This is a genomic window from Streptomyces rhizosphaerihabitans (assembly GCF_025399795.1).
GTDB classification, from domain to species: domain Bacteria; phylum Actinomycetota; class Actinomycetes; order Streptomycetales; family Streptomycetaceae; genus Streptomyces; species Streptomyces rhizosphaerihabitans.
Genome location: NZ_JAODTZ010000008.1, coordinates 86,546 through 101,850, shown reverse-complemented (window position 1 = coordinate 101,850; position 15,305 = coordinate 86,546). Strand labels below are relative to the sequence as shown.

16 protein-coding genes are annotated in these 15,305 nt (G+C 67.7%); 7 read left to right on the top strand and 9 right to left on the bottom strand.

Annotated elements, in window-relative coordinates:
• The first annotated feature begins 55 nt into the window (after positions 1-55).
• Entirely contained in the window at positions 56-922 is an 867-nt protein-coding gene (locus N4G66_RS10575) for a GNAT family N-acetyltransferase (RefSeq protein WP_261703757.1), read from the top strand.
• A gap of 105 nt (positions 923-1,027) precedes the next feature.
• Here N4G66_RS10575 and N4G66_RS10570 read toward each other — a convergent pair whose 3' ends face one another.
• Entirely contained in the window at positions 1,028-1,450 is a 423-nt protein-coding gene (locus N4G66_RS10570; protein ID WP_261703756.1) for a GlcG/HbpS family heme-binding protein, read from the bottom strand.
• A 104-nt stretch (positions 1,451-1,554) separates the two neighbouring features.
• Positions 1,555-2,763 (bottom strand): MFS transporter, encoded by a 1,209-nt coding sequence (locus tag N4G66_RS10565; protein ID WP_261703755.1) that lies wholly within the window; start codon positions 2,761-2,763, stop codon positions 1,555-1,557.
• Positions 2,764-2,905: 142 nt separating this feature from the next.
• Between N4G66_RS10565 and N4G66_RS10560 the strand changes: the two genes are divergently transcribed.
• Together N4G66_RS10560 and N4G66_RS10555 are read left to right on the top strand one after the other, a co-directional pair.
• Positions 2,906-3,394, top strand: coding sequence for a MarR family winged helix-turn-helix transcriptional regulator (locus N4G66_RS10560; protein WP_261703754.1), 489 nt, complete (start codon positions 2,906-2,908; stop codon positions 3,392-3,394).
• A 9-nt stretch (positions 3,395-3,403) separates the two neighbouring features.
• Complete coding sequence (locus N4G66_RS10555; protein WP_261703753.1) at positions 3,404-3,856, top strand: GNAT family N-acetyltransferase; 453 nt, start codon at positions 3,404-3,406, stop codon at positions 3,854-3,856.
• Positions 3,857-3,938: 82 nt separating this feature from the next.
• Here the strand turns inward: N4G66_RS10555 and N4G66_RS10550 are convergent, their stop codons facing one another.
• On the bottom strand, positions 3,939-5,324 hold the full coding sequence (locus N4G66_RS10550; protein WP_261703752.1) for a serine hydrolase domain-containing protein: 1,386 nt from the start codon (positions 5,322-5,324) through the stop codon (positions 3,939-3,941).
• A 72-nt stretch (positions 5,325-5,396) separates the two neighbouring features.
• Positions 5,397-6,866, bottom strand: a complete 1,470-nt coding sequence (gene dnaB / locus N4G66_RS10545) for a replicative DNA helicase (protein ID WP_261703751.1) — start codon at positions 6,864-6,866, stop codon at positions 5,397-5,399.
• A 459-nt stretch (positions 6,867-7,325) separates the two neighbouring features.
• On the opposite strand from dnaB, the gene N4G66_RS10540 reads away from it, so the two are divergent.
• Entirely contained in the window at positions 7,326-8,663 is a 1,338-nt protein-coding gene (locus N4G66_RS10540; RefSeq protein ID WP_261703750.1) for an MATE family efflux transporter, read from the top strand.
• 205 nt (positions 8,664-8,868) lie between these two features.
• Here N4G66_RS10540 and rplI read toward each other — a convergent pair whose 3' ends face one another.
• The 4 genes from rplI to rpsF form a co-directional block, all read right to left on the bottom strand.
• Complete coding sequence (gene rplI, locus N4G66_RS10535) at positions 8,869-9,315, bottom strand: 50S ribosomal protein L9 (RefSeq protein WP_261703749.1); 447 nt, start codon at positions 9,313-9,315, stop codon at positions 8,869-8,871.
• Positions 9,316-9,333: 18 nt separating this feature from the next.
• Positions 9,334-9,570, bottom strand: a complete 237-nt coding sequence (rpsR, locus tag N4G66_RS10530; RefSeq protein WP_003949403.1) for a 30S ribosomal protein S18 — start codon at positions 9,568-9,570, stop codon at positions 9,334-9,336.
• Positions 9,571-9,627: 57 nt separating this feature from the next.
• A complete protein-coding gene (locus N4G66_RS10525; RefSeq protein WP_261703748.1) occupies positions 9,628-10,236 on the bottom strand; it encodes a single-stranded DNA-binding protein in 609 nt (202 codons plus the stop codon).
• A gap of 77 nt (positions 10,237-10,313) precedes the next feature.
• Positions 10,314-10,604 carry a 30S ribosomal protein S6 gene (rpsF, locus tag N4G66_RS10520; RefSeq protein ID WP_261703747.1) on the bottom strand — a complete coding sequence of 97 codons (291 nt, stop codon included), beginning with the start codon at positions 10,602-10,604 and terminating at the stop codon, positions 10,314-10,316.
• Between the two features lie 286 nt (positions 10,605-10,890).
• Here rpsF and N4G66_RS10515 point away from each other — a divergent pair, with 286 nt between their 5' ends.
• From N4G66_RS10515 to N4G66_RS10505, 3 genes are all read left to right on the top strand, one after another.
• Positions 10,891-11,202: a hypothetical protein gene (locus N4G66_RS10515; protein WP_261703746.1), complete on the top strand. Its 312-nt coding sequence runs from the start codon at positions 10,891-10,893 to the stop codon at positions 11,200-11,202.
• Between the two features lie 163 nt (positions 11,203-11,365).
• Positions 11,366-12,487 carry a peptidoglycan bridge formation glycyltransferase FemX gene (gene femX, locus N4G66_RS10510; protein ID WP_261703745.1) on the top strand — a complete coding sequence of 374 codons (1,122 nt, stop codon included), beginning with the start codon at positions 11,366-11,368 and terminating at the stop codon, positions 12,485-12,487.
• A gap of 128 nt (positions 12,488-12,615) precedes the next feature.
• Positions 12,616-13,647: an alanine racemase gene (locus N4G66_RS10505; RefSeq protein ID WP_261703744.1), complete on the top strand. Its 1,032-nt coding sequence runs from the start codon at positions 12,616-12,618 to the stop codon at positions 13,645-13,647.
• Positions 13,648-13,737: 90 nt separating this feature from the next.
• On the opposite strand, the gene N4G66_RS10500 is transcribed toward N4G66_RS10505, so the two are convergent.
• The gene (locus N4G66_RS10500) at positions 13,738-15,243 is read right to left on the bottom strand and encodes a glycosyltransferase family 87 protein (protein ID WP_261703743.1); all 1,506 of its coding nucleotides are present in this window, start codon (positions 15,241-15,243) and stop codon (positions 13,738-13,740) included.
• Positions 15,244-15,305: the final 62 nt, after the last annotated feature.

Below are 15,305 nucleotides of genomic sequence, written 5' to 3'. Positions count from 1 at the left end.
GCACTGCCGGGAAAGCGGTGGACGGCAGGGGCCCGTGTCGGACAGCCTGACCTCCGTGTCGACACCTTCCCTCACCGCTCTGCCCGTTCGTCGTCTGACGCCTCGCGACCTCGCCGCCTGCGCCGACTTGTCCCAGGACCGGGGCTGGCCCCGCGAGGAGCACAAGTGGGGTCTACTGCTCGCCGCGGGGACCGGATACGGGATCGACGACCCCGCCGGCGGTCTCGTCACCGCGTGCGTGGTGACCGAATACGGACCGCGCGAGCGCCCCGAACTGGGTGCGATCGGCATGGTCCTCGTCGCCGAGCGGCACGCCCGCCAGGGTGTCGGCCGCCGTCTGATGCGGCACGTCGTCGAGGAGATGGGCACCACCCCGCTGACCCTGCACGCGACCGTGTACGGGCGCCCGCTCTACGAGGAGTTGGGATTCAAGGTCACCGGCCGGGCCGAGATGGTCCGGGGCGTGTTCGCTCCCGGCGGCCCTGAGCCCGAGGTCCTCACCCGGCCGGCGACGGCGGAGGACCTCGCCCCCATCCTCCGGTTGGACGAAGAGATCTTCGGCGCTGACCGCACACACATGATCACGCGGCTGCCCGCCTTCGCGGACCAACTGCGTGTGGCCGAGGAGAACGGCCGGCTCATCGGCTACGCGGCCGCCTGGCCCAACATGACCAACCAGGTCGTGGGCCCACTGATCGCCCAGGACACAAGGACGGCGAAGGCTCTCGTCTCCTCGCTCGCCGCCCGCACCGACCGTCCACTGCGCACCGACGTCGACGTGCGCCACGAAGAACTGCTGATCTGGCTGAAGGAACGTGGGCTGACCTCCGTCGGCTTCAACACGGTCATGACGTATGGGGTCCCTGAACTGCCCGGCGACTGGACCCGCCGCTTCGCGCCGCTGACCGTGGCCGCCGGTTAGCTAAGGTTCCGACGTCTTCCACAGAGAAGTGCCGGCCCCCCGAGACACAGGGGGTCGACACTTCTGGACTGTCGTACGTCGGGCAGGGGCCGCGACTGCCGAGCGTCAGACGAGCGATTCGACAGCGGCGACGGCGAAGCCGTGGTCCTGGTCGGGCATACCGCCACCGACCCCGATCGCACCGATCAGACGGCCGTCGCGGTGGACCGGAACGCCGCCCGCGATGAACAGCAGGGGGCGGTCGAGTGCGGTCGGCAGGGTGTGGAAGAGGCCGCCTGGCTGCACGGCGTCGACGAGATCGGCAGTGGCCGAGTTCAGCTGGAGTGCCGTGTACGCCTTGCGCGTGCTGGTCTCTCCCGATATCAGCACCGCCTGGTCGTCGCGCCGGAAGGCGAGCAGGTGGCCGCCCGCGTCGAGGACGGTGGCGCTGATCCGAACGCCGGCGGCTTCGGCGGCCCGACGGGCCGCGGTGACGAGAACCTCGGCGTCCTCGATGGTCAGGGGGGCAACGGCGGTGGTGCTGCTCATCAGAGCTTCTCCTTGTGGGGGGGGTGTGCTGTGTCGAAGTGGGGACGTGCTGGATTGGGGCGCTGCGGGAACAGCCCTTGGTCCCGCAGCGGACCTGATCCCGTTCAGTGGTGGACGGCGGTCCGCTGTTGGGCGGGGACACTCCCGGCGACCACGGCACTGGGCTGAGCCGTGCGGCGCTCCAGAGCGGCCGAGAGGACGGCCAGGACGAGTGCGCTCGCGGCGAGAGCCGCACCGACCCAGTTGGGAGCGGTGTAGCCGAGACCGGCCGCGATGACGACGCCACCGAGCCAGGCCGAGAGGGCATTGCCGAGGTTGAAGGCGCCGATGTTCACGGCCGAGGCCAGAGTGGGGGCGCCATGCGCCTGGTCGAGAACACGCTTCTGCAGAGGAGGCACGGTCGCGAAGCCCAGACCGCCGATCAGGGCGATCGTGGCGGCCGCCAGGATCTTGTTGTGCGCGGTGACGGTGAAGAGGGCGAGCACGACGGCGAGGCCGCCCAGAGACACGTACAGCATCGGCATCAGCGCGCGGTCGGCGAACTTGCCGCCGATCAGGTTCCCGCCCACCATGCCGAGGCCGAAGAGGACCAGCAGCCACGTGACGGATCCGTCGGCGAAACCGGCAACGTGCGTCATCATCGGCGCGATGTACGTGACGGCCGCGAAGACACCGCCGAAACCGAGCACGGTCATCCCCATCGCGAGCAGGACCTGGACGTTCTTGAAGACGGCCAGTTCGTGGCGCAGATGCACTCCCTCGGGCTTCGGCATCTCCGGGACCAGCTTGGCGATGCCCAGCAGCCCGATGACTCCGAGCGCGGCGACTCCCGCGAACGTGACGCGCCAGCCCGCGGACTGTCCGATCAGCGTGCCCAGCGGGACACCGACGACATTGGCGATCGTGAGCCCGCTGAACATCATCGCGATGGCGCTGGCCTTCTTCTCCGGTGCGACCAGCTCGGCGGCGGCCACCGACCCGATGCCGAAGAAGGCACCGTGCGCGAGGGAGGCGACCACCCGGCCCGCGAACATCAGCCAGAAGACCGGAGCGACGGCGGAGATCAGATTGCCGAGGACGAACAGACCCATCAGCACCATGAGCATCCTCTTGCGGGACACCTTCGTGCCGAGCGCGGTCATGATCGGCGCTCCGATCACCACACCGAGGGCATAGCCGGTCACCAGCAGTCCGGCCGTGGGGATGGAGACCCCGAAGTCGCCGGCGACCTCGGGCAGGACGCCCATGATCACGAACTCGGTCGTTCCGATTCCGAAGGCCCCGATCGCGAGGGCCAGAAGCGCGAGAGGCATGGTGGGGTACACCTTCCAGAAGATTGCAAGAGCGCTTTGCCTGCGTTCACAATAGTTGCAGACGCGGGTTATATGCAACAGCGGGCTATTGCGTCCGTGCTCTATCCTGGTTCTCAGCCGCTCCGGGACGGAGGAAGACGCCATGACAGCCACGGACCCCGCGCTCACCGCCCTCGCTCAGGGCTGGTGCGCCCTCTCCTTGCTGCACGGGAGGATCGAGGCCCATATCGAGCGGGCCCTGCAGGCCGAGCACGGGCTCAGCGTGCGCGAGTACTCCCTGCTCGACGTGCTCAGCCGACAGCACGACGGCGACGGCGGTCATCTCCAGATGAAGCAGGTCGCCGACGCGGTCGTACTCAGCCAGAGCGCCACCACGCGGCTGGTCACCCGCCTCGAGGACCGAGGCCTGCTCGCCCGCTATCTCTGCCCGACCGACCGACGCGGCATCTACACGAATGTCAGCGAGGCAGGACTGAAGCTCCTCGCCGAGGCGCGGCCCACCAATGACGCCGCTCTGCGCGAGGCACTCGACGACGCGGCCGAGAACCCTGAACTGGCACCGCTGGTCCGGGTCGTGGAGTCGGCGAGTGTGCCCGTGCACGCCATACCCTCGGTGGGCGCTCCCTCGTAGAGTGCGCTCATGGCAGATCTTGAGATACGAGCCGCGGTCGCCGACGACGTGTCCGCCATTGTCGCGATGCTGGCCGACGACCCGCTGGGTGCCCAACGGGAATCGCCCGACGATCTGACCCCGTACCTGGGCGCCCTGGACCGTCTCAGCCGTGACCCGAACCAGCACCTGGTCGTCGCCGTACGCGAAGGCCGCGTTGTCGGCACCCTGCAGCTCACCGTGATTCCCGGACTGTCCCGCAGAGGAGCGACGCGCTCCGTCATCGAGGGCGTACGCGTCCACGCCGACGAGCGCGGCGGTGGTCTCGGGACGGAGCTCATCGAGTGGGCGGTCGCGGAATCCCGCCGCCAGGGCTGCCAGTTGGTCCAGTTGACCTCCGACGCCTCCCGCACCGACGCCCATCGCTTCTACGAGCGGCTCGGCTTCCAGGCCTCACACGTCGGCTTCAAGCTCCCGCTCTGACACAGGCCACGTTCACCCCGCGCGGCGGGTACAGCCTGCCTGCGGCCTGTTTCACGTGAAACAGGCCGCCTTCCGTTGGCTCCTACTGAACTCCTCGCCAGCCTTCAGGGTCCACCCCACCGGGCACAGGAGCCTGCTCGCCGTACGGCTGCCGCGTGAACACGAACGACCCGAGGTCCAGATGGCTCACCGCGCCGTCAGGCCGTCGTACGGGCCGCAGAAGCTCGCCTGCGTAGTAACCGTCGAGCCCCGTCCACGTCCCGTCGCCGTTCGCCCGGAAGCGGGCACCGCGGCCGACACCCGAGAGCGGGCCCAGCACCAGCCCCCCACCGGCCGGCAACCGCAGCCCAAAGGCCTGAGTCCCCCAGTACCACTGACCCGCCAACTCCAAGACGTCCTGGTCGACTTCAGCCATCGGGCGCCAGGGTTCGGGGATCCGCGGCTCCGCCTCCGCGACGATCCGCACCAGATCGGCGGCCACGGTGAACACCGGCGGCCCCGAGGTGCAGTTGGACAGCACCACCGCCGCCACGTCGTCCTCCACACTGATCACCAATCCGGCGAGGAAGCCCGGCAGGGAACCGGAGTGACCTACGAGGGTTCGGCCGTCACGGTGCACGATCTGCAGGGCGAGCCCGTAAGAGGAGCCCGAGGCCAGTTCCGCGGCTTCGGGAGGCGCGGCAGGGGCGCGCATCTCCCTGACGGACTCCGCACTCAGCACCCGATCGTCACCCTGGGCGAGAAAGACGGCGAAGCGGGCCAAGTCCCCCGAGGTGGACCAGAGCTGCCCTGCCGGAGCCATCCGCCCGAGGTCCTCTGCGGGCTCGGGCATCATCGCGTCCGCCCATGGATGGACCGCCCATCCCCCCGCGTGGGGCGCCTGCGCGCGACCGCTCGTACGGTGCAGGCCGAGCGGCTCGAGGACCTCGCGGCGCAGCACTTCCTCCCAAGGTGCGCCTCGCAGTTCCTCGACGAGTGCTCCGAGCAATGTGTAGCCGGGGTTCGAGTAGTGGTGACGGCGTCCGACCGGATGCCGGAAGGGCTGCTCGCCCAGCACGTCGGCCAGTTCGGGACGCAGCGAGCCTGGTGTGCGCTCCCACCACGGCGCGGGTGACTCGGCGGCCAACCCTCCGGTGTGGGCGAGCAGTTGGGAGATGGTGACCTCCCCCGCGCCGGTGCCGGGCACATACTTCTCCAGCGGGTCGCCGAGGTCCAGGATGCCCTCGTCGCGCAGCCGCAGCACGAGAACGGCGGTGAAGGTCTTGGTGATGGAGCCGATCCGGTACTGGACGTTCTCGTCCGGTCCGTGACCGTCGACCGAGGTCCGCGCCCCGTTCCATACCGCTTTCCCGCCCCGGACCACCGCCGCCACGAGAGACGGCGCCCGCCCCTCGCTCTGCGCGACGGCAATGCGGTGCAGCAGGGCCCGGCGCGTGCCGGGAAGCAGATCAGCGTGGGGTGTCGTCATGGCACCAGTCCACCCGCCCTGGCACCGAACGTCGAGCGGATTGATCCGAAGCGTGCCCCGCAGGACGCCGGATCAGGTCTGTGCCATGTCCACGAAGCGCGAGTAATGACCCTGGAAGGCCACCGTGATCGTGGCCGTCGGGCCGTTACGGTGCTTGCCGACGATGATGTCGGCCTCGCCGGCGCGGGGGGACTCCTTCTCGTACGCGTCCTCGCGGTGGAGCAGGATGACCATGTCCGCGTCCTGCTCGATCGACCCGGACTCACGCAGGTCGGAGACCATGGGCTTCTTGTCCGTGCGCTGCTCGGGGCCACGGTTGAGCTGTGACAGCGCGATCACCGGCAGTTCCAGCTCCTTGGCCAGCAGCTTCAGGTTTCGCGACATGTCGGAGACCTCCTGCTGACGGCTCTCGGACCGCTTGCCGCCCGACTGCATCAGCTGCAGATAGTCGATGATGACGAGCTTCAGATCGGCGCGCTGCTTGAGGCGGCGGCACTTGGCACGGATCTCCATCATCGACAGGTTCGGGGAGTCGTCGATGTAGAGCGGGGCGGCCGAGACGTCCGGCATACGGCGGGCGAGCCGGGTCCAGTCCTCGTCGGTCATGGTGCCGGACCGCATGTGGTGCAGAGCCACGCGCGCCTCGGCGGACAGCAGGCGCATCGCGATCTCGTTGCGGCCCATTTCGAGCGAGAAGATCACGCTGGGCATGTTGTGCTTGATCGAGCAGGCACGGGCGAAGTCCAGCGCCAGCGTCGACTTACCCATGGCGGGACGAGCCGCGATAATGATCATCTGCCCGGGATGCAGGCCGTTGGTCAGCGAGTCGAGGTCGGTGAAGCCGGTCGGTACGCCGGTCATCTCCCCCGAACGCGATCCGATCGCCTCGATCTCGTCGAGCGCGCCCTCCATGATGTCGCCGAGCGGCAGATAGTCCTCGGTGGTCCGCTGCTCGGTGACCGCGTAGATCTCCGCCTGGGCGCTGTTGACGATCTCATCGACGTCGCCGTCGGCCGCGTACCCCATCTGTGTGATCCGCGTGCCCGCCTCGACCAGGCGGCGCAGGACCGCGCGCTCGTGCACGATCTCCGCGTAGTACTCGGCGTTCGCCGCGGTCGGGACCGTCTGGACCAGCGTGTGCAGATACGGTGGGCCGCCGACCTTGGTGATCTCGCCACGCTTGGTGAGCTCGGCCGCGACCGTGATCGGGTCGGCCGGCTCGCCCTTCGCGTACAGGTCGAGGATCGCGCCGTAGATGGTCTCGTGCGCAGGCCGGTAGAAATCGTGGCCCTTGAGCACCTCGACGACGTCGGCGATGGCGTCCTTCGACAGGAGCATGCCACCGAGGACGGACTGCTCGGCGTCGAGGTCCTGCGGCGGTACCCGTTCGAAGGACGAACCGCCGCTTTCCCATGACCCGTTGTCCCGGTCGTGCTGCTCGTCGCGGCCTCGGCCACCGTTCCCACGCCGGCGGGACGAGGGCAGACGATCACTGGGACCACTGTCCGCCCAGGGGTCGTCCAAGGGCTCGGAAATAGTCACCGAGCCACCTCCTCCCGTCCGCAGAGCGGACCTAGCAGTGCCTTCAATTTCTACGGCACGGCACTGACATGTGAGCTGCCCAACTCCGGTTCTCACACGTCGGTTTTGCGTGTTTTCCGAGGACGGAGGAGAGAACGGGCGCCGCACCACGTTAGGCCCGCGGGCACCGTCAGCCAATCCGGTTATCCACAGGCCATGTGGACGACGGCCCCGATGCTGTGGAGAACTCCGCGAAACCTGTGCACGACCCGGTGGACAGCCCTGTGAACAAGCCCTCAGCCCTTCAGGCGAACACGCTCTGACCTGGCATTTCCCCATCCACCGGCTGTGCAGAAGAAAAACTTCCCCAGTCGGATCAAGATCGCAGCAAACAGTGCGCCACGACACACCCCGCACGACAGAGAGTAAGGGTCCTTCGCGCTTTGCATCTCTTACCTGTGGAAGATTAGATTGATGCTCATGACACAGGCTTCCGCGGCGCCCAGGGCCGTCCGCCGCCGGCACGACCGAGAGATCGTCGCGCTGGCCGTTCCGGCGTTCGGCGCACTCGTCGCCGAGCCTCTCTTCGTGCTGGCCGACAGCGCCATCGTCGGCCATCTCGGCACCGCGCAACTGGCTGGACTCGGCGTCGCCTCAGCCCTTCTCATGACAGCCGTCGGCGTCTTCGTCTTCCTCGCCTATGCCACTACGGCCGCAGTCGCCCGCCGAGTCGGCGCCGGCGATCTGCGAGCCGCGATCCGCCAGGGCATGGACGGCATCTGGCTCGCCCTGCTCATCGGCGCGGCCGTGATCGCCGTCGCCCTGCCCACCGCACCCTCCCTCATGGAGTTGTTCGGCGCCTCCGACACCGCGGCCCCGTACGCGACGACCTATCTGCGGATCTCGGTACTCGGCATCCCCGCCATGCTCGTCGTGCTGGCCTCCACCGGAATACTGCGCGGGCTCCAGGACACGAAGACCCCGCTGTACGTCGCCGTCGGAGGCTTCGTCGCCAACGCGGTCCTCAACCTTGTCCTTGTCTACGGCGTCGGCCTCGGTATCGCCGGCTCCGCCTGGGGCACGGTCATCGCTCAGTGCGGTATGGCCGCCGTCTATCTGTACGTCGTCGTCCGCGGAGCCCGGGAGTACGGCGCTTCCCTGCGGCCGGACGTCACCGGCATCCGGGCCTGCGCTCAGGCCGGCACCCCGCTGCTCGTCCGTACGTTGTCGCTCCGCGCGATCCTCCTGATCGCCACGGCTGTCGCCGCCCGGCTCGGGGACGCCGACATGGCGGCACACCAGATCATCCTGTCGCTGTGGAGTCTGCTCGCCTTCGCGCTCGATGCCATCGCCATCGCGGGACAGGCCATCATCGGGCGCTGTCTCGGCGCGGACGACGCCCAGGGTGCCCGTGAGGCGTGCCGTCGCATAGTGCAGTGGGGTCTCGTCACCGGAGTCGCACTCGGTCTGCTGGTCATCGCGGCTCGCCCCCTGTTCCTTCCGCTGTTCAGCGGCGACTCGGGTGTGCAGAACGCGGCGCTGCCCGCTCTGGTGATGGTCGCTGCCTCCCAGCCGATCTGCGGGATCGTCTTCGTCCTGGACGGCGTGCTGATGGGCGCGGGAGACGGACCGTACCTGGCCTGGGCCATGCTGCTCACGCTGGCGGTCTTCACCCCCGTCGCCCTGCTCGTTCCCTTTCTCGGTGGCGGGCTGACCGCGCTCTGGGGAGCGATGACGCTGATGATGACGATGCGGATGCTGACCCTGTGGGTGCGCTCCCGCTCGGGCCGCTGGATCGTCACAGGGGCGACGCGCTGAAATGATCCGACCGTTCCGCGGAGACTAGGTTTCACGTGAAACGACGAGACGACGATCCCTGGCATCCACGGAGAACCGACGCGGACGCGCCCTGGAGAAGCAGCCTCAGGGAAGCGGCCCCGCTCGGGAGAAGCAGCCTCAGGGAAAGCGAAAGGGCCGTACCCGAGGGGTACGGCCCTTCTCTCAGCTATGCCGAGCGCTGCACTCAGGCAGCAACAACCTCGATGTTGACCTTGGCGGCAACCTCGGGGTGCAGACGCACGGACGTCTCGTGGGCGCCCAGGGTCTTGATGGGCGAGCCCAGCTCGATGCGGCGCTTGTCGACGTCGGGGCCACCGGAAGCCTTGATCGCCGAAGCGACGTCGGCCTGGGTGACGGAACCGAAGAGACGACCGGCGTCGCCGGAGCGAACGGCCAGACGAACCTTGACACCCTCGAGGCGGGCCTTGATCTCGTTGGCCTGCTCGATGGTCGCGATCTCGTGGATCTTGCGAGCGCGACGGATCTGCTCGACGTCCTTCTCGCCACCCTTGGTCCAGCGGATCGCAAAGTTCCGCGGGATCAGGTAGTTGCGAGCGTAACCGTCCTTGACGTCAACGACGTCGCCCGCGGCACCGAGGCCGGAGACCTCGTGGGTAAGGATGATCTTCATGTGTCGGTCACCCTTCCTTTATCGCGCGGTGGACGTGTAGGGCAGCAGTGCCATCTCACGGCTGTTCTTCACAGCCGTGGCGACGTCACGCTGGTGCTGCGTGCAGTTGCCGGTCACGCGGCGGGCACGGATCTTGCCGCGGTCGGAAATGAACTTCCGCAGCATGTTCGTGTCCTTGTAGTCCACGTACGTGACCTTGTCCTTGCAGAACGCGCAGACCTTCTTCTTAGGCTTGCGCACAGGCGGCTTCGCCATGGTGTATCTCCTGTGTGATCAAGAAGTGGGAGTACGGCCCACCCTCGGCCCTGAGGCCTAGAAGGGGGGCTCGTCCGAGTAGCCGCCGCCAGAACCGCCAGAACCGCCGGAACCGCCGGAGCTTCCGCCCCAGCCGCCACCGCCACCGCCGCCGCCCTGGTTGCCACCGGCGGGAGCGCTGGTGGCCCAGGGGTCGTCGCCAGGAGCGCCGCCGCCCTGCGGAGCGCCGCCGGAGCCACCGCCCCAGCCGCCGCCCTGCTGGCCGCCGCCACCGCCGCCGTAACCGGCCTGGCCACCTCGGCCCGTGGTCTTGGTGACCTTGGCCGTGGCGCTCTTCAGGCTGGCACCGACTTCCTCTACGTCCAGTTCGTAGACCGTGCGCTTGACGCCCTCACGGTCCTCGTAGGACCGCTGCTTCAGCCGGCCCTGCACAATGACGCGCATGCCTCGCTGGAGCGACTCGGCGGCGTTCTCCGCCGCCTGACGCCAGACCGAGCAGGTCAGGAACAGGCTCTCGCCGTCCTTCCACTCATTGGTCTGACGGTCGAAGGTGCGGGGGGTGGACGCGACACGGAACTTCGCGACCGCCGCACCGGAAGGGGTGAAGCGCAGCTCGGGGTCGTCGACAAGATTGCCGACGACCGTGATGACGGTCTCGCCTGCCATGGGGGAACCTCTCGGCGGGTTTGCTGCTGGCTGCTGGTGCTGCTACTCGATGCCCGAGATCAGCTGAGCTGGAGAGCTCAGTGGGTCTCGGGACGGAGGACCTTGGTCCGGAGGACCGACTCGTTCAGGTTCATCTGGCGGTCGAGCTCCTTGACGACCGCAGGCTCGGCCTGCAGGTCGATGACCGAGTAGATGCCCTCGGGCTTCTTCTTGATCTCGTACGAGAGACGACGACGGCCCCAGGTGTCGACCTTTTCGACCTTTCCGCTGCCCTCACGGACGACGGAGAGGAAGTTCTCGATCAGGGGGGCGACGGCGCGCTCTTCCAGATCGGGGTCGAGGATGACCATCACTTCGTAGTGACGCATGTGGAACCCACCTCCTTTGGACTCAACGGCCACGGTCGTTCCGTGGCAGGAGGGTTGTGATGCGTACGCAACGGTATCGGCCGCCACTGACAATCGGTTCGCCGATCGGCGAACCGAGCGGCAATCCCTGTCGTGACCTGGCCTGAGCCTGGGCAGACACCGGTGCAGAGGTTACAGAGTACCTGCACACCTGCTTCCGGTTGAAATCCGACCGGGTTGGCCGTCAATCTGTACACATCGGGTGTGTATGGCGCTACGATGCGCCGCCTTCCGCAGGAGGTGCCCTATGGCACAGGTATTGCGACCCAGCACCACCGGCTCACTCTTCGCCACGGACGGCAAGCCTCATCCGCTCCAGGACACCTTGCTCGTGGTGACTCTGGTGTGCGGAATCCTGGCCTTCGTCACGTCGATGTTCCACAGTCTCCATCTGCTCAGCTCCTGGGCCGGCCTCGTCGGGATCCTCGCCGGCGCCTATGGCCAGTTCATCTCCGAGACGACCCGAGAGCGCTTCGGACTGATCGTAGGACTCGGTCTCTCGGGCGTCGGCTTCTACCTCGGCCTGGCCCACGGCGGCCTCTTCGGTGGTCTGATCTGAGTCGAACGTCCGTTTTCCCCTGACCTCGGGACGCTTCACGCCGCGTCCCCGGGGTCCAGGTTCCATACGGCCAGTCGGGGCGCTCGCAGGGCGCAGTAGGCTTCGGCGCGAGAGCCGGAGCCCCTGTACCCATGGGGACACACCAGCCCGAGGAGCGCCCCGAATGAGCCTGACCCTGAGGACCATCAGCCGAGAGCAGCATCTGGCATACATCCAGAGCCTGCCCGCGGCCAGTCACATGCAGGTCCCCGCCTGGGCAGACGTAAAGGCCGAGTGGCGCTCCGAGAACCTCGGATGGTTCGACGACAGGACCGGTCAGATGGTCGGCGCGGGCCTGGTGCTGTACCGCCAGCTGCCCAAGATCAAGCGCTATCTCGCCTATCTGCCCGAAGGCCCGGTCATCAACTGGTTCGCGCCGAACCTCGACGACTGGCTGCAGCCGATGCTCGCGCACCTCAAGCACCAGGGCGCCTTCTCGGTGAAGATGGGTCCGCCGGTGATCATCCGGCGCTGGGAAGCCACGTCCATCAAGGGCGGCATCCAGAACCCGGACGTGAAGCGCCTGCGCGACATCGAGGCCGACTTCATCGAACCGCGCGCCTTCGAGGTCGCCGACAAGCTGCGCCGCATGGGCTGGCAGCAGGGTGAGGACGGCGGTGCCGGCTTCGGCGACGTCCAGCCCCGCTATGTCTTCCAGGTGCCGCTGGCCAACCGTTCCCTCGAAGAGGTCCACAGGAACTTCAACCAGCTGTGGCGCCGCAACATCAAGAAGGCCGAGAAGGCGGGCGTCGAGGTCGTCCAGGGCGGCTACCAGGACCTGGAGGAGTGGCAGCGGCTGTACGAGATCACCGCGCTGCGCGACCACTTCAGGCCCCGCCCGCTGTCGTACTTCCAGCGCATGTGGACGGCCCTCAACACCGAGGACCCCAACCGCATGCGGCTCTACTTCGCGCGTCACGACGGGGTGAACCTGTCGGCCGCGACGATGCTCGTCGTCGGCGGACACGTCTGGTACTCCTACGGCGCCTCGGACAACATCGGACGCGAGGTCCGGCCCTCGAACGCGATGCAGTGGCGCATGCTGCGCGACTCGTACGCCCTGGGAGCCACGGTCTACGACCTGCGCGGCATCTCCGACTCGCTGGACGAGACCGATCACCTCTTCGGCCTGATCCAGTTCAAGGTGGGCACGGGCGGAGAGGCTGCCGAGTACCTCGGCGAGTGGGACTTCCCGCTCAACAAGCTGCTCCACAAGGCGCTCGACATCTACATGTCACGCCGCTGAGCGGCCCCGGATCGCATGCCGGGCCGCTGAACCAGCCCGGCATCGCCCCATCGGCCCTGCGAATCAGCGACAATTCCTTTTCATACCCCTGATACACCGCAGCCACAAGAAAGGTTCCGGGACCGGCCATGGCGCTCACGCTCTACGTCGACACCGCGCGCTGGCGGGCACACCACAAGCAGGTGTCCGAGCAGTTTCCGGGACTCGTCCCCGTCTGCAAGGGCAACGGCTACGGCTTCGGCCACGAACGGCTCGCGGACGAGGCCACCCGTCTGGGATCGGACATCCTCGCCGTCGGCACCACGTACGAGGCCGCCCGGATCAAGGACTGGTTCGGCGGCGATCTGCTGGTCCTGACGCCGTTCAGGCGCGGCGAGGAGCCCGTTCCGCTGCCCGACCGTGTCATTCGCTCCGTGTCGTCCATCGACGGCGTGTACGGCCTTGTGGGCGCCCGAGTCGTCATCGAGGTGATGTCCTCGATGAAGCGGCACGGCGTGAGCGAGCAGGATCTTCCGCATCTGCACTCCGCCATCGAGAACATCCGGCTGGAGGGCTTCGCGATCCACCTGCCGCTGGACCGCACCGACGGTTCGGACGCCGTCGAGGAGGTCATCGGCTGGATGGACCGCCTCCGTGCGGCCCGCCTGCCCCTGCACACGATGTTCGTCAGCCACCTCAAGGCCGAGGAACTCGCGCGACTTCAGCGGCAGTTCCCGCAGACCCACTTCCGCGCCCGTATCGGCACGCGGTTGTGGCTGGGGGACCACGAGGCCACCGAATACCGCGGGGCCGTCCTGGACGTCACACGCGTCTCCAAGGGCGACCGTTTCGGCTACCGGCAACAGAAGGCGGCCTCGGACGGCTGGCTCGTGGTCGTGGCGGGCGGCACCTCGCACGGAGTGGGCCTGGAAGCCCCCAAGGCACTGCACGGCGTCATGCCGCGTGCCAAAGGCGTCGCACGCGCCGGCCTCGCGACTGTCAACCGGAACCTTTCTCCGTTCGTCTGGGCGGGCAAGCAGCGCTGGTTCGCCGAGCCCCCGCACATGCAGGTCTCGATCCTCTTCGTGCCCCACGACGCCACTGAGCCGAAGGTCGGCGACGAACTGGTGGCCCATCTGCGGCACACCACCACGCAGTTCGACCGCGTCGTCGAGCACTGACCCCGCCCTTCACGCGCTCAGGCCCAGCAGAAAGGCCGTACACGGACACCGTGTACGGCCTTTTGCGTGACTCTTCCGCGTCCTGTTCGCTCAGAGCGAACGGTCTTCGGGTGCCGTGTTCCCGCCCCATTCGACCTGGGGGAGCCCGTCGAAGTGCGCGGCATGCCGGGGCGGATGTGCGGCCGGACCGAGAACGAAGACGTCCTCGGCACCGTCCAGCAGTCCGCCCGATGGATCGTCGTCCCCTTCTCGGCGCACCACGTCGCGCTCCGGCATGAAGATGTCCCGTACGACCACCGCGCACAGGTACAGCGTCCCCAACAGATGGACAGCGATGGCGACTTGATACCCGTCGGTCGGCAGGCCCTTATGGGCGTCCCCGCTGGTCGTGTACGCGAGGTACATCCAGATACCCAGGAAGTACGCGACCTCGCACGCCTGCCAGATCAGGAAGTCCCGCCAGCGCGGCCGGGCCAGCACCGCGAGCGGGACGAGCCACAGCACGTACTGGGGCGAGTAGACCTTGTTCGTGAGGATGAATGCCGCGACGATCAGGAACGCGAGCTGAGCGAAGCGGGGGCGACGGGGGGCGGTGAGCGTGACGGCGCTCAGACCAGCGCAGATGATCAGCATCATGATCAGCGCCCAGGTATTGGCCGTGTCGGGCGTGATCGCGATCTTCAACCACTGCGAGATGAACAGGAAGACCGAACCGAAGTCGACGCCGCGGTCATGGCTGAAGCTGTAGAACTTCGCCCAGCCCTCGGGTGCGAGGTACATGACCGGAAGGTTCACGGCCAGCCAGGCACCGACGGCACCGAGCAGCGCCGTACCGAACTCACGCCACTTGCCGGCCCGCCAGCACAGCAGGAAAAGCGGCCCGAGAATCAGGAACGGGTAGAACTTGGCAGCTGTGGCGAGCCCGATCAGGACACCGAAGGCCAGGACGCGACCCCGCGACCACATGAGCATCGCGGCGGCCAGCAGAGCCACGGCGAGGAGATCCCAGTTGATCGTGGCGGTGAGGGCGAAGGCGGGCGCCAGGGCGACCAGGAGGCCGTCCCAGGGGCGACGACGGTGGGTACGCGCGGTGCATACGGCGATGACCGCCGCGCACACCATCAGCATCCCCGCATTGACCATCCAGTAGACCTGCTCCTGGTGCTGGATGCTCCCGCTGCCCGGAGTGAGCCAGGCCGCAACCTCCATGAACACACCGGTCAACACCGGGTACTCGAGGTAGTCCATGTCGCCGGGGATCTTGTCGAAGTACGGCACAAGGCCGTCGGCGAAACCCCGCCCCTGGTAGAGGTGCGGGATGTCCGAATAGCACGCGTGCGTGTACTGCGAGCTGGCTCCGAAGAACCAACCACCGTCGTAGCACGGCAGCTTCTGGACCATACCGAGGACGAACATGCCGATCGCCACCAGCGCGACGACCCGCACGGGCGTCCACCAGGACGTCCCGAGCAGGGCCCGCCGCCCGATGGGGCCGCCGATCAGCTCACTGCCGCTGGCGGCGACCTCGTCATCCTTGGTCGGCCGCACCAGCTCCGGCTCGTGCACGCTCACTCGCGTCGTCTCTGCACTGGGCATGCCGCACATCCTGCCGTACGCGTCTAGGAATAGGCCGAGGGCCGCCCCACCTTGTCGGTGCG